30 protein-coding genes, 7 tRNA genes and 3 pseudogenes are annotated in these 26,189 nt (G+C 41.9%); 6 read left to right on the top strand and 34 right to left on the bottom strand.

Annotation, left to right across the window (positions count from 1 at the left end; all coding sequences use genetic code 11):
* Positions 1 to 297: 297 nt before the first annotated feature.
* Positions 298 to 936: an NAD(P)-dependent oxidoreductase gene (locus ACKTRM_RS02665; RefSeq protein WP_007409573.1), complete on the bottom strand. Its 639-nt coding sequence runs from the start codon at positions 934 to 936 to the stop codon at positions 298 to 300.
* Between the two features lie 197 nt (positions 937 to 1,133).
* On the opposite strand from ACKTRM_RS02665, the gene ACKTRM_RS02660 reads away from it, so the two are divergent.
* Positions 1,134 to 1,577 (top strand): Rrf2 family transcriptional regulator, encoded by a 444-nt coding sequence (locus ACKTRM_RS02660; protein ID WP_012116883.1) that lies wholly within the window; start codon positions 1,134 to 1,136, stop codon positions 1,575 to 1,577.
* A gap of 342 nt (positions 1,578 to 1,919) precedes the next feature.
* The gene (locus tag ACKTRM_RS02655; protein WP_012116882.1) at positions 1,920 to 2,261 is read left to right on the top strand and encodes an MmcQ/YjbR family DNA-binding protein; all 342 of its coding nucleotides are present in this window, start codon (positions 1,920 to 1,922) and stop codon (positions 2,259 to 2,261) included.
* A gap of 263 nt (positions 2,262 to 2,524) precedes the next feature.
* Here the strand turns inward: ACKTRM_RS02655 and ACKTRM_RS02650 are convergent, their stop codons facing one another.
* From ACKTRM_RS02650 to ACKTRM_RS02615, 8 genes and pseudogenes are all read right to left on the bottom strand, one after another.
* A complete protein-coding gene (locus ACKTRM_RS02650) occupies positions 2,525 to 2,950 on the bottom strand; it encodes a MaoC family dehydratase (protein WP_007609622.1) in 426 nt (141 codons plus the stop codon).
* Between the two features lie 125 nt (positions 2,951 to 3,075).
* Positions 3,076 to 3,429 (bottom strand): annotated as a pseudogene (locus tag ACKTRM_RS02645) (cystatin-like fold lipoprotein); the annotation flags it as partial.
* Positions 3,430 to 3,589: 160 nt separating this feature from the next.
* Complete coding sequence (locus ACKTRM_RS02640; RefSeq protein ID WP_007609620.1) at positions 3,590 to 3,904, bottom strand: MarR family winged helix-turn-helix transcriptional regulator; 315 nt, start codon at positions 3,902 to 3,904, stop codon at positions 3,590 to 3,592.
* Between the two features lie 339 nt (positions 3,905 to 4,243).
* Complete coding sequence (locus tag ACKTRM_RS02635) at positions 4,244 to 5,647, bottom strand: MFS transporter (RefSeq protein ID WP_012116881.1); 1,404 nt, start codon at positions 5,645 to 5,647, stop codon at positions 4,244 to 4,246.
* 38 nt (positions 5,648 to 5,685) lie between these two features.
* A pseudogene (locus ACKTRM_RS02630) lies at positions 5,686 to 6,052 on the bottom strand (BCCT family transporter); the annotation flags it as partial.
* 805 nt (positions 6,053 to 6,857) lie between these two features.
* Positions 6,858 to 7,670: an alpha/beta fold hydrolase gene (locus ACKTRM_RS02625; RefSeq protein ID WP_012116878.1), complete on the bottom strand. Its 813-nt coding sequence runs from the start codon at positions 7,668 to 7,670 to the stop codon at positions 6,858 to 6,860.
* Positions 7,671 to 7,785: 115 nt separating this feature from the next.
* Positions 7,786 to 7,923, bottom strand: a pseudogene (locus ACKTRM_RS02620) (IS1595 family transposase); the annotation flags it as partial.
* 363 nt (positions 7,924 to 8,286) lie between these two features.
* On the bottom strand, positions 8,287 to 8,697 hold the full coding sequence (locus ACKTRM_RS02615; RefSeq protein WP_012116877.1) for an Lrp/AsnC family transcriptional regulator: 411 nt from the start codon (positions 8,695 to 8,697) through the stop codon (positions 8,287 to 8,289).
* Between the two features lie 182 nt (positions 8,698 to 8,879).
* On the opposite strand from ACKTRM_RS02615, the gene ACKTRM_RS02610 reads away from it, so the two are divergent.
* Both ACKTRM_RS02610 and ACKTRM_RS02605 read left to right on the top strand, forming a co-directional pair.
* Positions 8,880 to 9,641 (top strand): MBL fold metallo-hydrolase, encoded by a 762-nt coding sequence (locus ACKTRM_RS02610; RefSeq protein WP_041482176.1) that lies wholly within the window; start codon positions 8,880 to 8,882, stop codon positions 9,639 to 9,641.
* A gap of 43 nt (positions 9,642 to 9,684) precedes the next feature.
* A complete protein-coding gene (locus ACKTRM_RS02605; RefSeq protein WP_012116875.1) occupies positions 9,685 to 10,098 on the top strand; it encodes an ester cyclase in 414 nt (137 codons plus the stop codon).
* A 187-nt stretch (positions 10,099 to 10,285) separates the two neighbouring features.
* Here the strand turns inward: ACKTRM_RS02605 and ACKTRM_RS02600 are convergent, their stop codons facing one another.
* The 9 genes from ACKTRM_RS02600 to ACKTRM_RS02560 all read right to left on the bottom strand — a co-directional run bounded on the left by ACKTRM_RS02600 (position 10,286) and on the right by ACKTRM_RS02560 (position 12,565).
* A complete protein-coding gene (locus ACKTRM_RS02600) occupies positions 10,286 to 10,810 on the bottom strand; it encodes an NAD(P)H-dependent oxidoreductase (protein WP_012116874.1) in 525 nt (174 codons plus the stop codon).
* Positions 10,811 to 11,280: 470 nt separating this feature from the next.
* Positions 11,281 to 11,364, bottom strand: a tRNA-Leu gene (locus ACKTRM_RS02595).
* 68 nt (positions 11,365 to 11,432) lie between these two features.
* Positions 11,433 to 11,514 (bottom strand) — tRNA-Leu (locus ACKTRM_RS02590).
* Positions 11,515 to 11,522: 8 nt separating this feature from the next.
* A tRNA-Lys gene (locus tag ACKTRM_RS02585) sits at positions 11,523 to 11,598 on the bottom strand.
* Between the two features lie 33 nt (positions 11,599 to 11,631).
* A tRNA-Gln gene (locus tag ACKTRM_RS02580) sits at positions 11,632 to 11,706 on the bottom strand.
* A gap of 11 nt (positions 11,707 to 11,717) precedes the next feature.
* Positions 11,718 to 11,792 (bottom strand) — tRNA-Glu (locus ACKTRM_RS02575).
* A 19-nt stretch (positions 11,793 to 11,811) separates the two neighbouring features.
* Positions 11,812 to 11,902, bottom strand: a tRNA-Ser gene (locus ACKTRM_RS02570).
* A 3-nt stretch (positions 11,903 to 11,905) separates the two neighbouring features.
* A tRNA-Asn gene (locus tag ACKTRM_RS02565) sits at positions 11,906 to 11,980 on the bottom strand.
* A gap of 135 nt (positions 11,981 to 12,115) precedes the next feature.
* Positions 12,116 to 12,565 (bottom strand): SprT family protein, encoded by a 450-nt coding sequence (locus ACKTRM_RS02560; protein ID WP_012116873.1) that lies wholly within the window; start codon positions 12,563 to 12,565, stop codon positions 12,116 to 12,118.
* Between the two features lie 99 nt (positions 12,566 to 12,664).
* On the opposite strand from ACKTRM_RS02560, the gene cmpA reads away from it, so the two are divergent.
* Positions 12,665 to 12,778 carry a cortex morphogenetic protein CmpA gene (gene cmpA / locus ACKTRM_RS02555; RefSeq protein WP_003156164.1) on the top strand — a complete coding sequence of 38 codons (114 nt, stop codon included), beginning with the start codon at positions 12,665 to 12,667 and terminating at the stop codon, positions 12,776 to 12,778.
* Between the two features lie 9 nt (positions 12,779 to 12,787).
* Here the strand turns inward: cmpA and ACKTRM_RS02550 are convergent, their stop codons facing one another.
* From ACKTRM_RS02550 to acpS, 14 genes are all read right to left on the bottom strand, one after another.
* A complete protein-coding gene (locus ACKTRM_RS02550) occupies positions 12,788 to 14,947 on the bottom strand; it encodes a Tex family protein (RefSeq protein ID WP_012116872.1) in 2,160 nt (719 codons plus the stop codon).
* A 72-nt stretch (positions 14,948 to 15,019) separates the two neighbouring features.
* The gene (locus tag ACKTRM_RS02545) at positions 15,020 to 15,622 is read right to left on the bottom strand and encodes a PP2C family serine/threonine-protein phosphatase (protein ID WP_012116871.1); all 603 of its coding nucleotides are present in this window, start codon (positions 15,620 to 15,622) and stop codon (positions 15,020 to 15,022) included.
* Positions 15,622 to 16,410 carry an RNA polymerase sigma factor SigB gene (gene sigB, locus ACKTRM_RS02540; RefSeq protein WP_003156171.1) on the bottom strand — a complete coding sequence of 263 codons (789 nt, stop codon included), beginning with the start codon at positions 16,408 to 16,410 and terminating at the stop codon, positions 15,622 to 15,624. The genes ACKTRM_RS02545 and sigB overlap by 1 nt, the downstream gene beginning before the upstream one ends.
* Positions 16,376 to 16,858 carry an anti-sigma B factor RsbW gene (gene rsbW / locus ACKTRM_RS02535; RefSeq protein ID WP_007609591.1) on the bottom strand — a complete coding sequence of 161 codons (483 nt, stop codon included), beginning with the start codon at positions 16,856 to 16,858 and terminating at the stop codon, positions 16,376 to 16,378. Before rsbW ends, sigB begins: the two co-directional genes overlap by 35 nt.
* Positions 16,855 to 17,184 (bottom strand): anti-sigma factor antagonist RsbV, encoded by a 330-nt coding sequence (gene rsbV, locus ACKTRM_RS02530; protein ID WP_003156176.1) that lies wholly within the window; start codon positions 17,182 to 17,184, stop codon positions 16,855 to 16,857. The genes rsbW and rsbV overlap by 4 nt, the downstream gene beginning before the upstream one ends.
* A 63-nt stretch (positions 17,185 to 17,247) precedes the next feature.
* A complete protein-coding gene (locus ACKTRM_RS02525; protein WP_007410233.1) occupies positions 17,248 to 18,255 on the bottom strand; it encodes a PP2C family protein-serine/threonine phosphatase in 1,008 nt (335 codons plus the stop codon).
* Between the two features lie 11 nt (positions 18,256 to 18,266).
* Positions 18,267 to 18,668 carry an anti-sigma regulatory factor gene (locus ACKTRM_RS02520; protein WP_003156178.1) on the bottom strand — a complete coding sequence of 134 codons (402 nt, stop codon included), beginning with the start codon at positions 18,666 to 18,668 and terminating at the stop codon, positions 18,267 to 18,269.
* A 2-nt stretch (positions 18,669 to 18,670) separates the two neighbouring features.
* Positions 18,671 to 19,036 (bottom strand): RsbT antagonist protein RsbS, encoded by a 366-nt coding sequence (gene rsbS, locus ACKTRM_RS02515; protein ID WP_003156180.1) that lies wholly within the window; start codon positions 19,034 to 19,036, stop codon positions 18,671 to 18,673.
* Positions 19,037 to 19,040: 4 nt separating this feature from the next.
* The gene (locus ACKTRM_RS02510; RefSeq protein WP_003156182.1) at positions 19,041 to 19,862 is read right to left on the bottom strand and encodes an STAS domain-containing protein; all 822 of its coding nucleotides are present in this window, start codon (positions 19,860 to 19,862) and stop codon (positions 19,041 to 19,043) included.
* Positions 19,863 to 19,979: 117 nt separating this feature from the next.
* A complete protein-coding gene (gene ndoA, locus ACKTRM_RS02505) occupies positions 19,980 to 20,330 on the bottom strand; it encodes a type II toxin-antitoxin system endoribonuclease NdoA (protein WP_003156187.1) in 351 nt (116 codons plus the stop codon).
* A 5-nt stretch (positions 20,331 to 20,335) separates the two neighbouring features.
* A complete protein-coding gene (gene endB / locus ACKTRM_RS02500) occupies positions 20,336 to 20,617 on the bottom strand; it encodes a type II toxin-antitoxin system antitoxin EndoAI (protein WP_003156188.1) in 282 nt (93 codons plus the stop codon).
* A 119-nt stretch (positions 20,618 to 20,736) separates the two neighbouring features.
* Positions 20,737 to 21,906, bottom strand: coding sequence for an alanine racemase (alr, locus tag ACKTRM_RS02495; protein WP_012116870.1), 1,170 nt, complete (start codon positions 21,904 to 21,906; stop codon positions 20,737 to 20,739).
* A 116-nt stretch (positions 21,907 to 22,022) separates the two neighbouring features.
* Positions 22,023 to 23,030 carry a LolA family protein gene (locus ACKTRM_RS02490; RefSeq protein WP_007410230.1) on the bottom strand — a complete coding sequence of 336 codons (1,008 nt, stop codon included), beginning with the start codon at positions 23,028 to 23,030 and terminating at the stop codon, positions 22,023 to 22,025.
* Positions 23,031 to 23,194: 164 nt separating this feature from the next.
* A complete protein-coding gene (acpS, locus tag ACKTRM_RS02485; RefSeq protein WP_012116869.1) occupies positions 23,195 to 23,560 on the bottom strand; it encodes a holo-ACP synthase in 366 nt (121 codons plus the stop codon).
* Between the two features lie 92 nt (positions 23,561 to 23,652).
* Here acpS and ACKTRM_RS02480 point away from each other — a divergent pair, with 92 nt between their 5' ends.
* Entirely contained in the window at positions 23,653 to 24,252 is a 600-nt protein-coding gene (locus ACKTRM_RS02480) for a rhomboid family intramembrane serine protease (RefSeq protein WP_003156193.1), read from the top strand.
* Here the strand turns inward: ACKTRM_RS02480 and ACKTRM_RS02475 are convergent.
* On the bottom strand, positions 24,249 to 25,715 hold the full coding sequence (locus ACKTRM_RS02475; RefSeq protein ID WP_012116868.1) for a PH domain-containing protein: 1,467 nt from the start codon (positions 25,713 to 25,715) through the stop codon (positions 24,249 to 24,251). The genes ACKTRM_RS02480 and ACKTRM_RS02475 overlap by 4 nt on opposite strands.
* Positions 25,705 to 26,184, bottom strand: a complete 480-nt coding sequence (locus tag ACKTRM_RS02470) for a PH domain-containing protein (RefSeq protein WP_007410226.1) — start codon at positions 26,182 to 26,184, stop codon at positions 25,705 to 25,707. The genes ACKTRM_RS02475 and ACKTRM_RS02470 overlap by 11 nt, the downstream gene beginning before the upstream one ends.
* Between the last annotated feature and the right edge of the window lie 5 nt (positions 26,185 to 26,189).

The raw sequence follows: 26,189 nt of genomic DNA, 5'->3' as shown, positions 1-26,189 counted from the left end.
TAAAGTGTATTAAACAATACGGAGGATTACACTGGGTAACACAGTCAAATAAAAAAGCTCTAACTAATCCAAAAGGTTGCTAGTCAGAGCTTTTTATACATATTTTTTTGGTCCAACTCACAAAGCACCTACTCTGTCATCAGCTCGATAATACTCATTGGAACGTGATAAATCCCCTTTTTCATAAAAATAATCCGCTGCTCTGATTGCAAAGTTTTCAATGTCTCCGTACATTCTTAGAAGGAAAATACCATTAGCGATGACACTAATGGTACCCCTTTGTTTCTACTTAATCACTTATTCAGCTTCTCCAACAACTGTAAAGCGTTCATTTATATGTTTTGGATTTTCGATTTCATCCAATACTGCAATTGCATAGTCTGCATAGCTGATATAACTTTCGCCTTTCGAATTCACAAGAAGATGATCTTTTCCTGACTGATAAAATCCAGTTCTTTTCCCGTCTGGGTCAAATACCGCTGAAGGACTGATAAATGTCCAGTTAATATCAGAAGTTTCCTTTAGTTCTTGCAAGTTACGACCTTGCCCTTTGGCTGTCGGAATAAAAATCTCCGGGAAATCAGGTGTATCCATTACACTGACAGTTTTATTTTCGTCTACATAAAGACTCCCTGCTCCACCTACAATTACGGCTCTTGTATCCGTTCCTTTTAATGCCCTAATTAATGCCCGGCCAGCATCTACATGTGCCTGTTCTTCTCCTAATGGAGCACCGAAGGCATTAACTGCTACATCTAACTTTTTTAGATCATCCGATGTAAGATCAATTATATTTTTTTCAATGACTGCAATCTTTTCCTCTTTAAGTTTTGCAGCATCTCTTACAATTGCAGTTACTTCATGTCCCCTGCTTACCGCTTCTTTCAAGATAAGACTTCCAGCTTTTCCGGTTGCACCAATGATTCCAATTTTCAATTTAAAGTCCTCCTAATCATTCAATATTTTAAATGTAACCATATTGATTACATGTAATAATTTTAGTTACACCTTTTCTGTTTGTCAATACTTTTATCATCTTGTTAATTGAGCATATTAGAGTAAAAGAACTTGTAATACATTCAGTTACAAGTGTACTATAAAGAGTGTAAAGTAATGAGGATGGTGAAGAAATCATGTCTATTAGCAGCCGTTTTGCTGTAGGAATTCATATATTGGCTCTTATTGAAATAAATGAAGACGGAATTAGCACTTCTGAATTTTTAGCTGGAAGTGTAAATACAAATCCCGCCTTCATAAGAAAAATTGTGGGGATGCTGAAAAAAGCAGGTTTAGTAAAAGTTCGGCCAGGTATTGCAGGAGCTGAATTAGCGAAGGATCTAACTGAAATCACCTTACTTGATGTTTATAGAGCAGTTAATGTTGTTCAAGATAAAGAATTGTTTAGTATACATGAAAATCCCAATCCTCAATGTCCTGTAGGCCGGAACATTCAAAGTACAATTGGTCCAATATTTGAAATCGCCCAATCTGCCTTGGAAAAAGCTCTTGGGCATATCACAATTGAGGATGTGGTAAAGGATATTATTGAAAAAGAAAAATTGACCAATAATTGTTAAATGATTTCACAGAAAATCTTTTATCAGACTGGGGATAAAAAAATGGCTTTTCATGAACAAAAAAAGAGCAGACATAAAGTCTGCTCCTTTTGATGAAAGATTTAGATTACAGTAAGGGATATAAATATGCTCATGATACAGAGGAAAAATTAACGACAATGCAGACGATGCCAGATTCTTTAATAGGGCGTTGAGTATTACTATCCAACAACTCAAGGTTCAGAAGCTAAGTTCAAACAAAGACTTGAGGAAATCTCGGATTGGTATAAAAGAAACCGCAAATCTTAGTTTGAACGAATATGTTCTGTATATAAAAATAATGAGGTATGGGGTGAATTGATAATGAATTATGATGGAATAAAAGATTACTGCCTAACCTTTCCAAACTCTTATGAAGACCATCCTTTTGGAGATGGTTGGACTGCAATTCGTCACAAAGGGAATAAGAAAATATTTGCACTTATCTTCACTCGCGACGAACACTTATGTGTCAACCTTAAATGCGAACCTGAAAGGGCTGATTTTCTACGTGGTCTTTTTGAAGAAATCAAGCCCGGATACCATATGAACAAGGAGCATTGGAATACTCTTACCTTAGATGAGGGACTCCCAGAGCACCAAATCCATGACATGGTAAAGTACAGCTTTGAACTGACAAAACCAAAAAGTAAAAAGGAAACATAACATCGAAGGATAGAACGCTCATTATAGATATTCACCCGGTGCAATGATACAGAGGAATATGCAAAAACCTCAAGGCAGCTATTTTTAAATTCGTATTTACGAGATGATTTTTTCGTTATTGTTAGTCCTTTGTTTCTTGACATAGGTTGACCAAATAAAAAAAGAGCAAACACAAAGTCCACTCAATTAATTAAGATGATTGCTCATTTCATCCAGACATCTATAAAAAATGAAAGGTGACGATGATATGCCACAAAGGTCATTTAGCGTTTAATTAAAACTGATAACTCACCTTCAAACACTTTTTCCTCTTTCTGATTATAGGTAGATAACAATACAGTAAGTATCCCCGTCTGGCTTTTATTTGGTTTTTTATCAATAACCTTAACAATAGTGTGCAGTTTATCATTAGGGTAAACGGGTGCTAGGAATTTTATATTATTCATTCCTGTCCCAGCAATAATATCGTCTTCATGACGCCCTTCTTCAATCCAAAGCTTAAAAGTAATAGATAACGTTTGTATTCCAGAAGCAATAATTCCATTAAATCTGCCCATTTTTGCTTTTTCTTCATTTAAATGCATGTATTGTGGGTCATACACTTCTGCAAAATTCATTATATTCTCTTTTGTTAATTCAAAAGATTTAGTTTGAAAAACCTGCCCGATGGTGAATTCATCCAATTTCATAAATAAATCTCCTTGAATCTAAACTTTATTATTAAATCTACGTAGCATTTTAACATACTGGCTCTCACACAACAACTTAACGGTAAAACAATTGTTCCCCTATCAGGAATGAACAAGCACATTGTTTTTGTTTCCTTGCCTTTAACCTCTTTATAATCAGGTGTTTTCTTATACAGACCAAGGCGGTCGCCATCACCATCACCCGGCATATGTGCCATTTCCTCATAAGAATCTCCAAGCTTCTCATAATAAGAATAAGCAGTCAGCCTACGAGAACTTTCTTCTGGCTGATAAAACGCAAGTTGAATATATTTCCCGTCATCATATACACGAATTATGGCGTTATCTCTTTTGTGCTCATCTGAATCTGCTCGCATTTCTTTTCTGACTTTCTTCTCCTGCTTCATCACTTCATTAATTGCATTATCATATTTACTGCCGCCGCACGCAGTCAGCAGAAGGATGAAGGTGACTGACAAATCATACGACCTACTATAAGTAAGTGGACAGTAACAGATGAATTTTTATAAACAAAAAATACCAATGGTGTCAAAACCCTTGGTATCATTGATGCGGCCGAGAGGACTTGAACCTCCACGGGTTATTCACCCGCTGGGCCCGCCATCTATATTCATAAAACTATTGCTCAGTTGTCAGCATGTTAAGTAAATTACGAATTTCCTTGTTATAACTTTTAATTTCTTCTTCATTACAACCGGTTTTATCAAATACTGCATTAGGAATCAATGTGACTTTTTCTTTAAACTCATTCCCTTCAGTTGTTAACGTAATAATTACACTTCGTTCATCCTCTTTTGAACGCTCTCTTATAATAAGACCTCGCTCCTCAAGTCGTTTTAAAACTGGAGTTAATGTTCCGGAGTCTAGATATAATTCTTCGCCTAAACCTTTAACAGATATTTTTTCCTTCTCCCATAAAACAAGAAGAACCAAGTACTGTGATTAGCGTACAAGTTCTCGTTTTCTGCTTTGGACCCCATATAGAAAATAAAAAGCCAGCTCTCCTTCGGGAGAAGAACTGGCATAACAAAGCTTCTTGCTTCTTATTTTGCTGTATTGCTCGGACCTTTTAATTTCTCTTCGTTCTTGCGTCAATGTTTTATTATTAGGACACAACCAATAAAATAATGACGATCGAGAATAGCAACGCTGCTTTTGCAAAGCAGTAAGCCCTCCAGAATATAAAAGAGCTGCAGTCATTGCTGCTCGGATAATCCCAGCTTATTCTGAGTCTGTATGTCGAGTAGCCGGTCAATTAAATGGATGTTTTTTTCATTCCTTTTCTGTTTGTTCCATTTTCCACCACAGTGAATCTTTTGGATTTTCAACAGCTTCTTGAAACTCAGCTTTAGAAGCAACTGTTGGGTAAGAACCTTTTAAAGATTTACCTGAAGTATCTTTAAATAAGGTTAACACAACTATTAAGCCAATTAAACTAACTGCTAATAAATAGAAACCCGGCGCCAAATTGTTTCTTGTCACATGGGTTAACCAAGAAGCAACTAAAGGTGTTGTTCCACCAAAAATAGAAACTGATAAGTTGAATGTCCAGGATAATGTACGATATCTAATGTCAGTATGGAACAACGTAGGTAAAGATCCTGGCATAGTGCCTTCGTATACAGATAATACAATACCTAACATTAAAAGTCCTATAAATAAGAATGTTATATTCCCCATATTAAGAAATTGAAAAGAGATAATCGAAAATACAATTCCTAATACTAATCCAATTGTTATAACTTTTTTATTTCCTAATTTATCTCCCCATTTACCAAAAGTTAAAGCGAACGGTACCATAATAATCAATACAATTGCTGTAACCGGTGTACTTATATTATCACTTATACCAAGGTTCTCATCTAAATAAGAAGGCATATAACCTAACAATAGGTAATTGGTTATATTGAAAAATGCCACAAATACGATACATAAAAAGATATCTTTTTTATATGTTTTAATGACTTCTAATAAACCTGGTTGTTGTTCTTGGCTTTCAGAGATGTCATTTTCAAAAATTGGTGATTCATCTAAATGACTTCTCAAATATAAACCAAATAATCCTATTGGAATACTTAAGAAGAAAGGAATTCTCCATCCCCAACTATTCATTTGAACATCAGATAAAGTCCAGAAAAGTACTGTAACTAAAACAGAAGCTACTATATAACCAGATAATGTGCCGATTTCTAAACCGCTGCCTAACCTTATACGCTTATTATCTGGAGAAGATTCTGCGATATATACCATTGCACCAGCGTACTCTCCACCCACAGAAAAACCTTGCAGAATACGAGCTAAGAGTAATAATATAGGGGCCCATACACCAATCTGATCATAGGTAGGAAGCACACCAATTATTAAAGTAGATAAAGCCATCATTAAAATAGTAATTGTTAATACTATTTTCCGACCAAATTTATCACCCATTTTACCAAAAATAATTCCGCCTACCGGTCTAAGTAAGAAGGCAATTGCAAATGTAGCAAAAGTAAATATTAACTTTAATTCATCGTTTTGAACTGGACTGAAAAAGTTTTTACTAATAATAACTGCCAAATAAGAATATAAAGCAAAGTCAAACCATTCCATCGCGTTTCCTATCCCTGTAGCAAACACGCTTTTCTTCGCTTTTTGAATGTCTACAACGTTAATTTTTTTCTTGTTAAACTTCATTTAATAATATCGACTCCTTAATTATCAAATCCACATTATACAAGCATATAAACGGTCCAAGCATGCAGTCCCAGAATGTATAGCGTAATGCTTCTCTAAAAGTCTGGGGGTTTCTGTTTCACCTGATGGAGAGCTAACGGCATAGTGGATGATTGGTTCAACTGTACCTTAAAAGACTAGACTAATATCCATATCAGCGCCAAATAACATTGTAAACCAGGAAAGAAGGATGAAATTCAGTTTTTTCGCTGGTTTCCTTAACTTATTTTTGCCGATTGGACTAAAAATAATACAAAAAGCAACAAAAAGAGAAACATCCAACAGATAATACCAGCCAAAGCGGTTAATGATATATCCTTGGGCTGTGGTTGGTATTTTCTGCAGACTATTTGGAGAAATGATTCCCCTTCATACAGCTCTATTGTGAATATTATCACATTCGAAAACAAACTTTTATTTCTCCAAAGTATCCTAAACGTTTATTTTAGTTCTTCCATTACGGCTTCCAATATGTTTATTATAAGATTGAGGTCGTTCCTAAGAATTATTTACTGATTCTATCTTTATTACCCCACAATCAGGTGAAACAAAACACTATAAACGTAGCATACCTTTTTAAAATCTGACAAGCCCAACAGGGTGATAGAAACCCGGCTAAAGCCCAGCTAGTCAATGGATAGAAGAAATTTTTTTGTTTTTCCCAAGGAATAACCGTCTGTGTTTAATCTAGCCCAATTAGAAAGAAAAAGAGCAGGAGTAATCCTGCTCTTTCATTCAAAACTTTAATTTGTATGAAGAATTTCGTATACCTTTTCGACTTTCTTTACCTATTAATCAGTATGCAGACTACAACAGAAATAAGTAGCACCGGGTATGAAATAATGGATGCATTTAAACAGGCCAATCACCGACAATTGAATTTATTGCATGACACCTAACAAAATTATTTTTTAAATCCAGCTGGAAATAAAGAAACATTTCTTAGGTAATGGATTTATTTTTGATCGGCTATTTCTTACAGCTAAATCCAGATATCATTTTCAGCTGTTTGATCAGTTATTTCTTGCCCGGTATTCACAACACCTTTAGGTTCTGCAAGCAAAATTTCACAATGACAATAAAGACTAATAATAACTAAAATTTTAGCAAATCCCAATATTCATTATCTCAATTTTGTTTAACTAACTGGTAATTGACAGTAAACTCATATTTATGAAAAGTTATACCTTCTGAAAATTTCCGACTCAAGTCTGTTTAACCAGTTATGAACCAATGAATTAAATACATCGGTTTGTTCGATTTGCAGGTTGTGACCAGCCATATCAAGTACTGCAAAAGTTGCCCTTGGGTAATCTTCGAGTAGTCGCCACGCATCGTGGTATCCGACTACATTGTCCTGACGTCCTGTGATAATTAGCGTGGGATACTCAAGTTTAGATGAAATATCGAAGGTAAACCCATATCCATTTTGACGAATGTTGTTTATGAATTCATAATTTGTTTGTTTAGAAGGAAGTAAAATTTCATCTCGAAACCTCTCCCATTCAGTTTTACCTTGCACAATCCCCATAGAGCAAAATTCATCCGCCTCCTCTGAAGACAATTGTGATATCAAGTCGCTGTCTCTTTTTAGAACAGTCTTCTGCGGTACTACCCTTTCATCGAATTCAGGTATAGTTAATGGTGCCATCAGCAGTAATCCACGAACTGTTTCCTGACGTGAACGAACGATACCTCTGGCAATGTACCCTCCATATGAATTACCACACACAATAAACTGTTGACCAGGAATAATCTCGTCCAAAAGACGCAATATCGCTTCTAAAATATCATCAGAGTTCTGAATAGACGGTTGCGGCTTAGAATGTCCCATACCCGGTAAGTCTATGTATATTCTCTTCCAACCGCTTCGTTTCTCGAATAACGGTTCCATTGCATGTAACATCACCTGATGGTCAAGTGTCCAACCATGCAACATAACGATCGGGTATCCCTCTCCAATTACTTTATGGTAAATCGACATGTATTTGTTTCCCCTTCCCTGTAATCCAAATGTTTCGATATGAACATTTAATCCTTTCATACATTTATCACAATTTTAACAAAATTTTAACTGACCTTGGTAAGTTGAACAAAGATTAAAAATTGAATTTTGACAATCGCAAACTGTCATATGTGTCCGTCATATCAAAAGAATCTGTAATGTGTTGTTTAGCGCTTTCGTTACGGCGACTATCGACAAATAAGAACCAAGCAAAGTATTGGCCAGATACTTTGAGTATTTTGATCACTTTGAACTTTAATTAAGTGGGCAGTTTGTGAGCAGTAGATCATTTAAAAATAAGCACAAAAAAATACCAAGGATCTCTCTATTACCCTAGGTATCATTGATGCGGCCGAGAGGACTTGAACCTTCACGGGTTATTCACCCGCTGGGCCCTCAATAAAGTGAAGTTGTATTTTCTGTTACAAAAACCTTTATATATCAGTGTTTATTTATTTTGATTATGATGTATCACAATGATTTATTCATATTGTGGAGTAAAAATGGAGTAGTTTTTTTCGTCACCAGAAAAATACATGACATGTCTCGGGTTCCATGTTCATTAGAATAACCAACGATTTTTAAATGAGTCTTTCTATTTGCTAATAACAATTGATAATTTATAATTTACATGCTTGTTTAATTCCACTAGAAATTGATCTAGCAACTCGTTAGATGGAAATCGGCATTCAAGAAGGTAACAACCATCCCCACTAATTTTATAATTATTGATTACGTATCTCTCTTGGGTTTTTATAAATGAAAGATATGGCTTATGATGGGTGCTTTTTGTATAGATATTAAGCAAAGCATGTATATAACATCCTAGTTTTACTTGATTCACTTTAATTGTATACCCCTCAATTACACCATTATCCTCCAATTTGACAACTCTCGCAGCAGCTGCCTGCCCTGTTAAGTGAACTTTTTCACCTAATTCTTTCATTGTAATACGGCTATTTTTAGACAGCTCTTCTAATATCTGCATATCCGTATGATCTAACATGAGCTCAGATCCTTTCATAGTAAATTGACACATTATGTACAGCGATAATAATCAGTTCATACAAAACAAAATATACACTTTCAAAAATCAAGTCAAGCGACAGAACGACTTGATTTGTTCTATGTATTTATTCAGCAGCTGTATGTAAACTATACTCATATCAAAGAAAAGGAGTGTTACACATGAATATTCAACAAATTCGTAATGCCACACTTGTTGTCGAATACGCAGGCAAAAAGTTTTTAATAGATCCTATGTTAGCTGAGAAAGGTGCATACCCTCCATTCCCAAATGCGCCACGACAAGATCAAAATAACCCCTTGGTTGAATTGCCAACATCTGTTGACAATATTATTAAAGATGTTGATGCTGTTATTGTTACTCATCTTCATTATGACCATTGGGATGAGGCTGCAAAAGAGGTATTGCCAAAAGATATCAAGCTGTTCTCCCAGAATGAAGAAGATGCAACAGAAATACGAAATGCCGGATTCAAAAATGTAGAGGTTTTAACAAAAGATACACTCTTTGAAGGTATTCAATTGATTAAAACAAAAGGCGAACACGGAAGAGGAGAAATTTTAAAACTTGCAGGTCTTGTTTGCGGTGTTGTCTTCAAACACCAAAGCGAGAAAACGTTATATATAGCCGGAGATACAGTATGGTATGATGCCGTTCAGGAAGAAATTGATACACATCAACCAGAAATCATTGTCGTAAATGGCGGAGATAATCAATTCTACGAAGGCGGTTCTCTCATCATGGGTAAAGAAGATATCTATGAAACGTATAAGGCTGCTCCAAAAGCAAAAATTATTGTAAGCCACATGGAAGCTGTAAATCATTGGGGATTATCAAAAGAAGAACTAAAATCCTTTATTAATGAAAAAGAAATCACTTCTGATGTTTTAGTGCCTGAAGATGGCGAATCATATTCATTTTAGATCTAACAGATAAAATGAAGTTTTAACTAGGGAGGGAGCTTTCATGATGTCTGTTGAAAACAATAAAGAATTAGTGCGTCGTTACTTTGAAACGATTGACCAAGAAAAATACGATGCCTTAAAAGACTTTTGCCATAAAGATTTCGTATTCTATCCACAAGTAGATACACCGTATCCAGGTGTAGAGGGTTTAATTGAATCAGAAAAGAAAAACTTCGATGCTTTCCCAGATTTCAAAATGCCAATTAAAGCAATGGTAGCTGAAGGCGACCTTGTTGCAGCATATTTTATTTTTGAAGGCAGGCATACAGGTATTCCATTTGCTGGAGTCCCTGCAACAGGAAAAAGCGTTAAATTCTCTCTTATGATGTTGTTACGTATTGTTGACGGTAAAATTATTGAACATAGATCTCATGTGGATGTGCATGATATTCTCCGTCAGCTTGGCGTTAATTAACAGTAAAAAGTTGAAATAGTGAGAGACCAGGTGAATAGCTTGGTCTCTTTTTTTATAATTAAGTCCTCGCTCTATGCCCTCCTGCATTCAGTCGATGTAACTTTGAAATAAAGTTTAATTAACATCTATCACAAATCCTTATTTTCACAACACATCGTTTATTTCAGCTTCCCTCGCGAATACCGGATCAATGCTCAGCTTTAAGATAGTTAACCAATTTCTCCGCACTGTTCTTAACATCTTCTTTTGAAAGGTGAAGTGTCCCATATTGTGTGAAGGCAGGAAGAAAACGCATTCCTATATAGTTAGCAGTGACTTGAAACGGTCTGATAAGCTCGCTGATCGTGATATTATATTCTCCGCCTGCTTGATAATCAGATTCCTGTGCGCCTAAGGAGATCGCTAAGAGCAGTTCTTTTCCATGCAATTTAGTACCTCCAGTTCCATAAGCCCAGCCATGTGTTAACACATCATCTTCCCATTGTTTGAGTAACGCGGGACTGCTGTACCAATACATTGGGAACTGAAAAACGATACGCCCATGATCTAACAGGAGCTGCTGCTCTTTTTCTACATCAATGATAAAATTAGGGTATTCACCGTACAGGTCATGAACTGTAATGTCATTCTCTTGCTTTAAACGATTCATCCAGGTTCTGTTGACAACAGACGTTTCCAAATTAGGGTGTATAACGATAACTAATGTTTTCATTTGACCGTTATCCTTTCTTCGCAGATTAGTTATTATTGCTTTTGTGATAAAGAATTGATTCTAATTTTAAAATAACAACTTATTTACACCTATTTTATCCTTTTTCATGAATTCAGGGCAACTAATTGGACACCGATTACATTTATAGCCAAAAAAAGGCTTAGCCTTTTAAAAAAGATTAAGCCTTTTCAGTACCCTTATGCCCCTACCCTATTATCTCGTGTCTAATTTCTAATAGCTGATCATATAACAAGGCATCTTTGTTTTCCTCCATGCTTAGCAATACTTTCTCTACTTTTGCAAATTGGAGTTTGAGGCATTAGTAACTACCTATAATGATGAAAATATTTGTGCGATGTCGACTGCAGATGACTTACTTTAGGTAAGTGGGCAGTTTGTGGGCAGTAGATCATTTAAAAATAAGCACAAAAAAATACCAAGGATCTCTATTATCCTTGGTATCATTGAGATGCGGCCGAGAGGACTTGAACCTCCACGGGTTATTCACCCACTAGGCCCTCAACCTAGCGCGTCTGCCATTCCGCCACGACCGCGTGCTATGAAGCTGTCTTTCCACTAAGCATATAAGCTAGTGATGATGATCAGCACTTTGAAAAGAAAGTGCGGGTGAAGGGACTCGAACCCCCACGTCGTAAGACACTAGATCCTAAGTCTAGCGCGTCTGCCAATTCCGCCACACCCGCGTGACAAGTGGTGAGCCATGAAGGACTCGAACCTTCGACCCTCTGATTAAAAGTCAGATGCTCTACCAACTGAGCTAATGGCTCGCTCTAAAAGTGATTCAAAATTTTTAAATAAAATGGCTGGGCTAGCTGGATTCGAACCAACGCATGACGGAGTCAAAGTCCGTTGCCTTACCGCTTGGCTATAGCCCAACGAAGGTAAATGGTGACCCGTACGGGATTCGAACCCGTGTTACCGCCGTGAAAGGGCGGTGTCTTAACCGCTTGACCAACGGGCCGTCTGGTTGAGAACTTATCTGGCGGAGAAGGAGGGATTTGAACCCTCGCGCCGCTTACGCGACCTACACCCTTAGCAGGGGCGCCTCTTCAGCCACTTGAGTACTTCTCCATATGGCTCCACAGGCAGGATTCGAACCTGCGACCGATCGGTTAACAGCCGATAGCTCTACCACTGAGCTACTGTGGAATAATCAGACTTTCTTCATTATAAATGATGCGACATATTGTGTCAAGAAGCAACATTTATTTTTTTGAGAAAGTGTCGTTGTCTCTCAACGACTTTTATAATTTAACATAGAACATTAAAATGAGTCAAGCCTTTTTAAAAAATTCTTTTGATTTTTCCTCTGCACTTTCCGCAGGCATATCTTTCCGGATTCATTGCCCGCTTCTTTATATACTGTTGGCCGCAGGCCGCGCATCTATACATATATGTTTTCTTTTGTGTCTTTTTGGTTTGCAGCGGCGTGCAGAATCTCGGCGCTCCGACTTTCTGAAGCAGGTCTCTGAAATCTTTGTCTCTGTGCTTGTACCCTTTTCCCTCAAGATGAAGATGATAATGGCACAGCTCGTGTTTGATGATTCCTACCAGCTCGCTCCGTCCGTGTTCGATCAGATATTTTCGGTTTAATTCGATGTTATGGGAAGACAGCATGTAGCGGCCGCCTGTCGTTTTCAGCCGGTCATTGAAAAAGGCCCGGTGACGGAACGGCTTTCCGAAATCCTGTAAAGAGATGTCTTCCGTCAGCTTTTGAAGTTGTTCGTTATCCATAAGTGCACCCCGCTTTAAAAACATTGAACGGGACAATTCACCGTTCGCATACAATGAGTTAAAACCGACCTCTAACTAAAAGCTGAGGAGGAATGAGCCATGCCGAATTGGCTGATGAAACAAATGCAAAAAGCGTTTTTAGAAAAGGACAATTACCAAATCAAACTGCTGAACCAGTGCTGGTATTTCTACAGAAAAAAACACTGCTCGTAAGCAGTGCTTTTATTTTACCATAGACAGCGACACTCTGCCCTTTTGCACGTCCACCCCTTCAACCCATACGGTGACGATGTCCCCGACCGATACGACGTCGAGAGGATGTTTGACGAATTGATTGCTCAGTTTTGAAATGTGCACAAGCCCGTCCTGCTTGACGCCGATATCGACGAAAGCGCCGAAGTCTACAACGTTGCGGACGGTGCCCTGCAATTCCATTCCTTCCTTTAAATCCTCAAGCTGCAGAACGTCTTTTTTCAGCAAAGGCTTCGGCACTTCGTCACGAGGATCTCGCTCCGGCCTTGTCAGCTGCCCGCAAATATCCGCAAGCGTAATTTCCCCTATACCAAGCTCTTCAGCCGTTTCAGACAGCGGCAGTGCGCTTATTTTCTCTTTTGCGTCCGCGCTTCCGATCTGATCCGCAGTGAGCTGCAGTTTTTTGAGCAGCGCCTTTGTCTCTTTATAGCTTTCCGGGTGTATCCCGGTGCGGTCGAGCGGTTCCTGTCCTCCGGGCACTCTCAAAAAGCCGATGCACTGTTCATATGTTTTTGCGCCGAGACGCGGGATTTCTTTCAGCTCTTTGCGATTTGTAAATTTTCCGAGCTCTTCCCTTTTTTTGACGATATTACCGGCAACGGTTTTGGATAACCCGGCTACATATTGAAGCAGCGCGGCTGATGCTGTATTGACATTCACCCCGACTTGGTTGACGACGGTCTCTACGACAAAACGGAGAGATTCGTTTAATTGCTTTTGGCTGACATCGTGCTGGTATTGCCCGACGCCGACGGATTTAGGATCAATTTTTACAAGCTCGGCCAGCGGGTCCTGCAACCTCCGCGCGATGGAGACGGCGCTGCGCTCTTCGACCTGAAAATCCGGAAATTCTTCACGGGCGATTTCTGACGCGGAATACACGCTTGCTCCGGCCTCGTTGACGATGACATAATAAATGTCCCGCTCTGTTTCTTTCAGCACATCAACGACGAATTGCTCTGTCTCTCTTGATGCCGTTCCGTTTCCGATCGCCACAACCTCGACTTCGTACCGGTCCAGCAATTGTTTGATTTTTTTCTGTGCTTCCGCTGTCTTTTTTACGGGAGCGTGCGGGTAAATGACGTCGATTTTCAGCACTTTTCCCGTCTCATCAACGACTGCCAGTTTGCACCCCGTACGGAAGGCCGGATCGACGCCGAGCACGACTTTTCCCTTCATCGGCGGCTGCAGCAGGAGCTTACGCAGATTTTCAGCGAAAATATGGATCGCCTGCGCGTCTGCTTTTTCTGACAGCTCTTTGCGGATATCGCGCTCAATAGCCGGCTGGATCAGACGTTTGTAACTGTCCTCAATGGCTTCTTTCAGCGTTTCTTTCACAGGCGTTTCACGGTGTTTGATAATTTGCTTTTCTAAATAAGCTTTTATCTGATCGGCGGGCGGTTCGATCGCAATCTTTAAAATGCCTTCTTTTTCACCGCGGTTCATCGCAAGCACTCTGTGAGGAACGACCTTTTGGATCGGCTCTTCGTACTCGTAGTACATTTCATAGACGTTTTTCTCGTCATCTGCGGCTGACTTGCCTGCCGCGGAAGTGAGAATTCCTTTTTTATACGTTTCCTGGCGAATCCACTTTCTGAAATGAGGGTCATCCGAGATTTGTTCGGCTATGATGTGCTTCGCGCCTTCAATGGCTTCCTCTCTTGAAGCGACTTCTTTTTCTGCACTGATATATTGATCAGCGATGTCGTGAAGGCGGTTTTCTTTCGGGAGAGAAAGAATATAGTCCGCAAGCGGTTCAAGACCTTTGCTTTTGGCGACGGTGGCTTTTGTTTTCCGTTTTTGTTTGAAGGGACGGTATAAATCCTCGACTTCCTGAAGCTTAACCGCTTGTTCGATTTTTTGCTTCAGCCCTTCCGTCAGCTTGTCCTGCTCAGAGATCAATCTGATGACTTCTTCTTTCCGCTGCGTCAGGTTTTGTATGTATTGCCACCGCTCGGAGATTGCCTGAATCTGCACCTCGTCCATTGAGCCGGTCTGCTCTTTTCGGTACCGCGCAATAAACGGGACGGTATTGCCGTCTTCCAGCAGGCGGATGACACTTTCGACATGTTTTTGGGATAACGCTGTTTCTTCAGCAATTTGTTTTTTCAAAAGGGCTAACGTTTCCATATCACAAAAGCCTCCATCTCTTCATTCTTTCTCTAGTGTATCAAAAAACGGCGGAACATAAAAAAAGCAGCCTTACGATAAAAGCTGCCCTAGAATATAGGTCAAATCATCACGTCTGGATGTTGTGTACGGATGAAGTGATTTTGATATATCTTCTATTGAGTGTCCCTGCTTTAAGCAGGTGCGGATATGCGGAACCTCAAGCCCATCCGTGTAGATGATGAATCTCGCCCCTTTTTCGTATGATGACGTATACGTTTTGTATCTTTGCGGTTTGCCTGAGAGGTAACCCGAAATCGGCAGCGGATGAAAGACTTCGCCTGATGGGGAGTGCAGGAAGAAACGGACGTTGCCGATCGAGCAGTATGTCAATTCCCTTTTGATGAAATTGATTTTTAAGATGGAGGCAGTCGCCCCTCTTTTGTTTTTCATCGCTTGATTGCAGCGCTCAATGATGCTTTCCACATCCTCACCCGCATACGTTTCCACGATGTCTTTAATGGCTGACGAGGATTCGTTGGCAAGAGATCCGCTGCCGAGACCGTCCGCTACCGCGCAAACGAATTCTTCTTCATTCGCCTTCATAAAAAAGCTGTCGCCGCATATGGACTTGCCTTCTTTATTTAATTGGTATACAAGAGTTTGAACATGTTCATTTTCTTCAACCTGAATCATTACATTAGCTCCATGGAGGGATCTCCAATCAAGGCCTCTCTCAGTTTTTTCACCGCTTTCCGCTGCAGGCGCGAGACGTGCATTTGAGATATTCCGAGAATGTCCCCTGTTTCTTTTTGGCTTTTATTTTGCACAAATGTTAGATCGATAATTTGTTTTTCGCGGTCGGACAGCACATGAAGCACGCTTTTGATCATCATCTGCTGGTTGACGCGTTCGTATCCTTCCTCCTGCGACCCGACGATATCTAAAATCGTGACGGTGCTTCCGTCCGCATCCGCTTCGATGCTGTGATCGACAGACAGCGCCTGATAGCTTTTTCCCATCTCCATCGTTTCAAGCACTTCCTCTTCTGACACATCGAGAAAGGCTGCGATTTCTTCGACTTTCGGCGACCGCTGCGTCTCTGTCGTCAGCTGATCCACCGCCATTTTAATGCGCGGCCCGAGTTCTTTAATCCGTCTCGGGACGTGTACGCTCCATGTTTTATCTCTGAGGAAGCGTTTGATCTCGCCGATGATGGTCGGAATCGCAAATGCTTCAAAGGATTTGCCGACCTCGGGATCATACCGTTTAATGGCTCCGAGAAGTCCGATCATCCCGACCTGGCGGAGGTCTTCATGAAAGCTTTTTCCTTTTGAATATTTCTTTGCCAGCATTTCGACGAGATTGGTATACACCTCGACGAGTGTTTCCTGGGCTTCTTTATTATCATGTGTTTGAAAGTCGCGTATGAGCCGATCAACTTCATCTTTAGTTAGTTTCGTAGTTTTTGATGGTTGTGCCATGATCAACTCGCTCCCCATTTAAATACTTTGTCATCGCCACGGTTACGCCAGAGTTGCTTTGAACTTTGACTTCATCCATGAGCGTTTCCATTAAATACAGACCGAGCCCTCCTTCTGACAATTGATCGACTGTGTGCGAAGGTGTGTACGGCCCGAGATCCTGCTGCTTCTGATCAAAATCAAAGCTGTCTCCCTGATCGGCGACAATAACCTCCAGCCGATCCTCAAACACACCGAACCGCACGGATACTTCTCCCTTATTTTCATCGTTGTATGCATGCTGGACAGCGTTTGTACAAGCTTCGCTGACAGCGATTTTTAAATCTTCAATGTCATCATAAGTATAGCCCATTCTGCTTGCGACCCCTGATAACGTAAGCCTGACGATTCCTACATATTCCGGTTCGGCCGGAATTTTCATCTCTATATAATCAACTGATGTACTCATTGCACGCCACCTTCTGACTTTGCCGAAATGTCGATGATGTCCTTAAGCCCCGTAATTTCAAACAGACGGACGAGCCGGTCGGAAAGATTCTCAAGCTTGAGAGAGCCGCCTTCCTTGCTCACCGTTTTAAACACGCCTACAAAAACGCCTAAACCCGTACTGTCCATATAATTTACATCTTTTAAGCAGATTCTCATGTCCTTCCCCTCGTTTGCCAGGGGCATCAGCTTTTCACGAACCACCGGAGCTGAGTATACATCGATTTCTCCAGCGATATTGATTTGTATATCTGAAAGATTCTCCTTCATATCTACCGTTAAATTCATCGTATCACCTCTGAAAGTTATCCTTACTCGTGCTAATGGCTTTTTACCCGTGCTGCTGTTTTTTTAAACCTTTCTTTTCAAAACAATTAACGTAAAATCGTCATGAAGCTGAAAGTCCTGGAGTCTCAGCAGGCTGTCGTAAATGTTTTTGACCATATCCTGCGCGGAGCAGTCCATATGTTCTTCCAGCATGCGCTGAATGTCGCTGCGTTCTAAGAAACCGTTTTCGGTACGGCATTCGGTGACGCCGTCAGAAAAAAGAACGATCATGTCTCCTTCGTCCATGTGCTGTTCATATTGGCTGTAATCAAAATCCTGAGAAATTCCCAGCACCAATCCTTTTGCCTCCAGATCATAAAACTTTTTTTCTTTTTCAGAGTAGTAGAAGCCCGGCTCATGCCCCGCAGAGGCATATGTAAATTGGTGATTTTTCGTATTGTAGTTTGCGTAAAACATGGTGATAAACATGCTTGAGTCCACGTTCTGTTCTACAACGCGGTTAAGATTTTTCAGCACTTGGGAGGGGTGAATGCCGATCTCCGGAAGAGAGTCCATGGCATACTTGATCATCGACATGCACAATGCGGCGGGTATTCCTTTTCCGATGACATCGGCTATCGCGATGTTAATCGATTCCTTGTCTTTGACAAAGTGATAATAATCCCCGCTCATCTGTTTGGCGGGGACGCTGATCGCCCCGATATCCAGATCTTCTTCTTCAGGAATTTTTGTGCCAAGCAGCGTCTGCTGAACATTTGCGGCAATTTCAATTTCTGAACGAAGCTCCTGCTGGATATCTCTCAGACTTTGATGTTCCTGATAAGCCATCCCGTAGCCAATCATGACTTCTATTAAAAAATCCAGCGAATGAAAAACATCTTCCGGCAGATCCGGATACAGTTCCTTTACTACTTTTCGGTGGATACTGATAATCTCCTCCGGAGGAACCTGATGTTCAATCGTTTTTCGGCTGAATTTTTGGGCTTGATATAAAGATGTTTCTGTTAATTCGGCTATATATCGGCTAAGCAGCTGATGATACCGCTGCTCTATAACCTCCCTGAAATCCACGTTCTAACCTCCTACCGAAGCCATTTCACGGCTTGAATCTCTGTTCCTTCCTCTGCAACAGATTGCAGGCTGAATTCGTCCATCAGCCTTTTGACGCCCGGAAGTCCCGCTCCCAGTCCGCCTGACGTTGAAAAGCCGTCTTCCATCACTTTACGGATGTCGGGGATTCCGGGTCCTTTGTCTTCTGCTATAATTTTAAGGCCTTTTTTCCCTCTGTCGTTTACTTGTTCTATGCTGACCTGGCCTTTGCCTGCATATAAGTAAATGTTTCTGGCCAATTCTGAGATAGCCGTCGTGATTCTGGCCTGGTCCACCGTACCGAAGCCTAATTCCTTCGCAACGTTGCGGCCAAGCTGTCTGGCGGCTACGATATCCCATTCTGTCATGATTTTCACACAGGATTGGTCGTTCATCGCTATTCCCCCAATTCCCGCTTCAATGTCTCAAGCCCTTGCTCTAAATCGAGCGCCGTTTCAATTTCCTCAAGTGAGATTCCGAGTTCAATCAATGTGACCGCCACAGCCGGCTGAATTCCCGTCAATACGACCTTTGCGCCCATCAATTTAGACATGGTGATGACATCGCCGAGCACTTTCGCGATAAATGAATCGATCATGTCAACGGATGTCAGGTCAATGACGACCCCGTTTGCGCCGGTTTCATAGATTTTGTTCAGCAGATCTTCTTGAAAATGCAAAGCTGTCTGATCGTCAAGTTCCCATTGGATGGATACCAATAAGCAGTTATACAGTTTCAGGATCGGGATTTTTGGATGTCTCACAATGTTATTCCCCCAATGAAACGATTTTTCGATTTGTCATTTCAAGCGCTGTTTGAATTCCTTTTTGAAGGGTATTCTTCGTAATAACCTGCGACAAATCAATTCCCAGATTAACGATCGTCTGCGCGATTTCCGGACGGATTCCGACGAGCAGGCATTTCGCGCCGACAAGCCGCACCGCTTCTGATGCCTGAATAATATGGTGCGCCACCATCGTATCAACGACCGGCACGCCCGTGATATCAATTAATACAACCTGTGAACGGTGCTTTACGACGCCGTTTAACAGATTTTCCATAATGTGCTTTGCACGCTCCGTATCAATCGTCCCGACAAGCGGCATGACCGTTACATGCTCAAATACCGGGATCAGCGGAGCCGACAATTCCTGAAGCGCGATTTTTTGCAAAGTAACCGTTTTTTCCCAGGAGATAGAATACTGATTTAAGATTTCCGTGTTGATCGGATTGAAAAAGCTGTCTATTTCCAAAATCAAATCTGCTCTGTCCTGATCGGCCATATTAAGGTCGACCATCGTTTCGTAAAGCAGTTTCCAAAACTCTGACAGGGTGGCTGAAAGAAGTTTCAGTGACAGGCCGAGCTGAACGGCGCGCAGTGCGAGTTCACTGATCTGCTCTTCCGTGGCCTCGTCATTTTTAGTCGATAATAAAAGAATGTCTATATAGTCTTTACAAATATTTTCACATATGTGATTCGTAAGCTGATAGTCTTCCTGATTGCCTACTTCTTTTAGTTTGGCTGTCCAAGTATCAAGCAGTTCATCATGCTGATCAATGATGAACTGATACACTTTCTGATTCGACATGGGTTTCACTGACCTCCCGACACAAAACAACAAATTTTGTTTGATTATCTCTTTATTATAGCGCTTATGTTTTTCGAAAACAAAAAAAGTTGCTCTATATGAGCAACCAAAATATGACTAAAAATCAATGAGTGCCAAACTGATTTGCAGGGCTTCATCAACCTTATCCATCATTTCATCATCCAGATGAGTTATTTTATCCGTTAATCTTTGCTTGTCAATCGTCCGAATTTGCTCCAGCAAAATAACGGAATCTCTTTCAAAACCGTAGCGTTTTGCATCAATTTCGACGTGGGTTGGTAATTTCGCTTTCTGTATTTGGGCTGTTATGGCTGCAACAATAGCAGTCGGGCTAAAGCGATTTCCGATATCATTTTGGATCACTAAAACCGGGCGTACGCCGCCTTGCTCTGAGCCAACAACAGGAGATAAATCAGCAAAATAAACATCGCCGCGCTTTACAATCAAAATGATTATCCTCCGCTGACTAAGCGCTCAACGGTCGTTTCTGCTTCGCACTCAGCATAGTGAGCCTCAGAAGAGATATTCAAGTTGATTTTCGCCATTTCCATATACCCGCGTCTCATCAAATCACGGTTATGGCGAGTTGTCCGTTCGCTGACATACGCTCTCACTGCTTGTGATATCAGTTCGTTTCTGCTTCGTTTCTCCCGCATCGCTACACCATCCAATTCAGCTACTAAGTTTTCAGGCAAGCTGATTTTCATTTCGGTTCTTGCGCTGGATTCAGACAAAAAACATACACCTCCACCAAACTTACGGATACGACCAATACATCCATCCAGACATAATGATACCATTATTCAAACGTCAAGCAAAGCTGTTTTATAAATTCTCTTTTTCCGGATGACGGCTACTTGCTTGTATTATCTTGCAGTAAAGGATTTCTTACTTCCATTATACTCTCATTTTCCAAAAACATACGGGGAACGCGGGAACTAATGGTACAAGGGACCTCGTAATTAATCGTCCCAAGCCGCCCCGCGATTTCATCCATCGTGATCGTTTCTTCCTTCTGGCTGCCGATCAAAGTGACTTTGGTGCCCGGCGGATAAGATTGATCTAATTCGACCATCAATTGATCCATGCAGATTCTTCCCGCGATGTTCATCCGTTTGCCGCCGATCAGCACAGACGTGCCGCTCAGCTTGCGGAGCCACCCGTCCGCATAGCCGATGGGAACCGTTCCGATCCATTGATCCTTCTCTGCCGTATATGTTGCGCCGTAGCTGACGCTTTCCCCTTTGCGGATCTTTTTCACATGGGATAAAACAGAGTGCAGCGCAAAAGCCGGCTTTAATTGAAACGGAATTTCGCTTTGGATGTCAGCAGAAGGACGAAGCCCGTACATACTGATGCCGAAACGAACCGCGTTAAAGAAGCCTTTTTTAAGGCGAAGTCCGGCAGCGCTGTTCGCGCAGTGCACCATCAATTCTTTTAAAGGAAGCGGAGCGATCAATGTTTTAAAGCGGTCAAACTGGAAGAGGAAATAATCTCTGTTTTTCTCATCCGCGGTAGCAAAATGGGTGAATACGCCTTTACAGACTAAACCGGGATTTTGGCTGAGGATTTTTAACACGCTTTGGATTTCTTCCTCCGTTTTGACTCCGAGTCTGTTCATACCGGTGTCGACTTTCAGATGAAACGGCACTGTCGCACTTCCGAGGTGGCGCGCAGCTTCCTGAAGCCATTCAACAGAATACCCCGTGAGTGTTACGTCATACTCGGCAGCTGCTTGTACATATTCGGGCGGCACGGCGCCAAGCACGAGAATCGGCGCTGTAATGCCCCGTTTTCTCAATGAAATCGCTTCATCCAGTATGGCTACGGCAAGACAAGAGGCACCCGCTTCAAGCGCGGCTTTCCCAACTTCCAAATCTCCGTGGCCGTAAGCGTTCGCCTTTACAACCGCCATGAGATGGACGTTTTGCCCGATGTGTTTTTTCATATGCGTGACATTTTCTTTAATCGCGGACAGGTTGATTTCCGCCCACGTTTCTCTGTAAAAGGATGCTGTGTTCATTCGATACACTTCCTAGCATTATTTTCGATTCATATTGTTATTATCATACTAAAATTATTCTGCAAAGTGAAATGGAATCAAAAAAGAGACCGACAGCGGCGGCCTCTTTTTTGACGTTATTTTGACGACTGTCCCTGCATGCTTTTGGCGGCGGCCACCATTTCATCTTTTGTCAGATCCTGTGATGACAGAAGATAATCCACTCCGTCATATGTCCACGTTAAAGACGTATCAGATAATGCCGCAACCGTGAAGCCGAGATTAACCGGTTCGCCTTTCAGCGTGACGGCAGAGGCGGCTTTTGCGATATGGGCTTTTTCTTGAATAAGGGTGAATGATTTTTCTCCGCCGTAAGTCATGACGATCCGTTTGCCGTCCGCCGTTGAAATATCTTTCTCTTCAAGCTTTTTGACGCCGGCCGGCACTTGAAGCGGGGTTTTGACCGCAAATGAATCAGACGGCTTGGCGCTTGTGGCGACGTCCATCTGGGAAAGCGTCATATTTTTCTTCTCGTCAAAAGAGTCTTTATCAAACGGCTTGTTGAATTCAAAGCTTTTGAATTCGACTTTTACCATCACTTTCCGGTCTGTATCCATGACTTTGACGAGCGACGGGCTCATGTCCTTTTTGTTGAAAGTGATTTCCTGAGTCGGCAGCATTTTGTTGTGCTGATAGTTTGTTTTTGTTTCAAACGTGTACTTTTTATCTTTGGCGGAATAGACGGCGTCTTTGTCATGCTGCACGTCCTTTACAAGTGACTCAAACAAATATACTTGGCTGCTGTTATTCGGCCAGTCGCTTTGAAATCTGAAGCTCTTATTTAGAGACGGCGTGAGGACAAAGACCCCGTTGGCGTTCCGTAAAATGACTTGGTTTTGGTCTTTTTTCGGATTTTCCAGATAGACCCGGTACAGGGAAGGCTTTTTATGCCAGATTTCCACATTGTATACTTGCGGATCACTCCCCGTTTCAATGGTCATTTTGGCTTTCGCTTTGTACGAGGTGTATTCTTTCGCCTTCTTGTCTAAACCGTTCACGATATCTTCCTGTGATTTTTGGCCGCAGGCCGAAAGAATAAGGACGGCAAGCAGTCCCGTTAAAAGCAAAACAAAGCTTTTTCTCACCTTTTTTCAACCCCTTCTTCTCAATTGATGTAAAGGGAAGAAATCGCTTGTTTGACTTTAACGGTACGCCCTGAACGGACGGACGCGTACCATAAAAGCCTCAAACAACTTGTCTCCCTTAATGCACTATCAAATATATGAAGGGGTTCCGGCTAATATGCAGACTAGCGTGACAACCTTTCAATCACGACCTGTGCCGCGGCGTATTCTTTTGTGTGGGTAATGGAGACGTGAACCGTCGCGCAGTCAAGCTTGGCGCAGGCCAGCACAGGCTTTCCCGCTTTGTCGTTTCCGGTTTCAATATCCTGAAAGCTGAGCTCTTTGCCGATACCTGTGCCGTATGCTTTCGAAAAGGCTTCTTTTGCCGCAAATCTTCCCGCGAGAAATTCAATTTTCCTTTTGTCCGACAGCAATGTAAAACGGGCGTATTCAGCTTCCGTCAATATTCTTTGCGGAAACCTCGCCTGCCGGCTGAGCATGTTTTCAATTCTGTGCAGTTCAACGATGTCGATTCCGATTCCGAAAATCATGTGAATTCCTCCTAAAAGTCCGTACTAAAAAACGGTTTATGTCATAAACGTGTTACTATATATGTAACAAATCAGATGCAAAGGGGCTTGCGATGTTTATACGAACGGAAAATTTCCAGACTTTTATCAGACGTTATCCGGCCGTCAGCTGTATCTTGGCGCTGCAGGCGTTCTTGTGGCTGTTTTTCAGTATGCCGCTTCATTCCGTCATGATGTGGTCAGATGCTGTGACCGGCTATAATTACGGCGTTTCCTCGGGAGAATGGTGGCGGCTGGTGACACCGATGTTTTTACACGCGAATTTCACTCACCTTTTGTTTAACTCCATGTCTCTCTTTTTATTCGCGCCCCCGCTTGAGCAGATGCTCGGAAAAGTCCGTTTTCTGATTGTGTACATCGCATCGGGCATCATCGGCAATATCGGCACGTATCTTGCCGAACCGCTTGATTATGTGCATGTCGGCGCATCCGGCGCGATCTTCGGACTTTTCGGCGTGTATGTGTTTTTGACTGTTTTCCGCAAGGAGCTGATCGGCCGGGATCAGTCGAAAATGATTATGACCCTGCTTATCATCGCGGTGCTGTCGACGTTTATCAACTCTAATATTAACATTATGGCGCATTTGTTCGGACTGGCAGGCGGATTTTTGCTTTCCTTTTTATGCGTGCAGCAAAAAAAGCGGCGGTATTAACCGTCCGCTTTTTCATATGAATACCAGCGCCCGATGCGTTCGGCATCTTCCTCGCTGACATCCTTCAGCATGACATGCTCCATGTGGTGAGCTGATTTCACTGCGGTAGCCACAGATGCGAGCCGCCTTCTTTTTTGCAGAAAGGAGCGGCTGACTTCAAACATCTGCATTCTTCTTCTCAGCATAATCGTGGTCGTCTTTCCGACCAGCCTCGTGGTGATCTGAAGCCTGCCGCCGTTTATGCACCATGACGCTGTCCTAAACGAGGCATATCCAAGCACCAGTTCGACGGGAAGCACAAGGAGCGATGCATATCCCCACGGTTTAAACAGAATACAAAGCGGGATGATCACGAAAACCGAGAAGATTATGGATCGGAATAAATACCGGCGCAGCGCCCTTTTCGGCAAATGATTCCGGTTTTCTTCCAGCACGTAATCCGGTGTGAAACCGTTCAGCATCACTCCGAGCTTTGATTTGCGGATGATCGGAAACAGAATCGTCTGTGCTCCTTCTTTCTCATTCCCCGCACTGCCGGCGCTGACAATCGCAACCGTCGCGTATCCGAATAATTGCCTGATCACATTTTCTTTCATTTTAATGGCTTGGATTTTACGGAGCGGGATTGTCACTTGATGTTTTTCAATAATTCCTCTGGTAATGACCAATTCGTGTTCCTTTTTTTCTATCTTAAAGTTGGCATGCTTGATCATCATACCGGCGATACTTAACAGCCAGGCGATGAACAATCCTATGAAAATGATCACGGCGTATATGCCGATGCTCGCATGCTTGAGAAAAGAAAACCTGTCATAGAGCCAGTCCATCGGAAGTACTTCATCAATCTGAGAAAAGAGGGCGAATACCGCTGAGATGATGACACCGATTCCCCCGGATGTTGAGGCGGCCATAAGCAGCTCACCTACAGACAGTCGGTAAACGGATTGCACATCTTCCCCGCACATCGGCTCCTGCTCCGCTGCGGTCTCCCCTCGTTCTTCTTGCTCCGCTTTTTGCTGAAAAACAGTCGCTCTGATCCGTTCCGCCTCTTCCAAAGTAATGGCGGATAAGACGGCCTCGGCATTTTTCCCGTCGCCGGCCGTTTCGATTTGAAGCTTAACAAGCTTAAAAAGCTGCTGAATGATGCCGGCACTCGTATTCATTGATTGAATCCGGTCAATGGAGATGTATCTCTTTTTCGTAAAAAACAAGCCTTCTTCAATTCTGAATTCTCCGTCCTCAATCCGGTATGTAAATTTTCTCCACTCGATCACACTAGCCGTAATCAGCCAGATAAGCAGGACGGCGAGCGCAATGCCTCCGTAAAAGCGGATAAAGTGGTTGGAATTAACAATATAGACGAGAAAAAATGGCAGAATAATGTTTTTAATGGTTTCGATAATAATATGGAATAAGTTCAAAATCACGGCCGCCGGGTGCAGACGTTTCGGCTCAGACATCATCTTCCGTCACCCTTGCCAGACGGGAAATGGAATCCCTCAGCCGGTCAGCTTCCTCCATATCAAGCGCCGGAATGGAATGAACGGTTGCCGCCGTGGAGATTTTGACTGAGGCCAGACGGTACCTTCTGAGGAGCGGGCCTTGTGAAGTATCTACGTGCTGCACCCTCACCATCGGCACAATGACCCGTTTGACAATAAAAATGCCGGATTGAATATCAATTTCATTTTCATGGACTTCATAGCGCCAGATCCTGTGCCTGATTTTCGGTATGGCATAGACGGATATCACTGAACCGAATATCCAAATGATGCCGAGGACTCCGGTGATCCAATACGGCCAATGGAAGAAATGGCTTAAAACAGCTGCTGCTATAACGGCCAGAAGACAGAAGGCGGACAGGATGATTTCCTGAAGACGCCAGACTTTTAAGCCGCTTGGACTGATTCGATTTTTTGGCTGTGCTCTCAACATAC

This window comes from Bacillus sp. D7-8 (assembly GCF_052055895.1).
Lineage (GTDB): Bacteria > Bacillota > Bacilli > Bacillales > Bacillaceae > Bacillus > Bacillus velezensis.
This window is presented reverse-complemented; position numbering and strand designations above follow the sequence as displayed.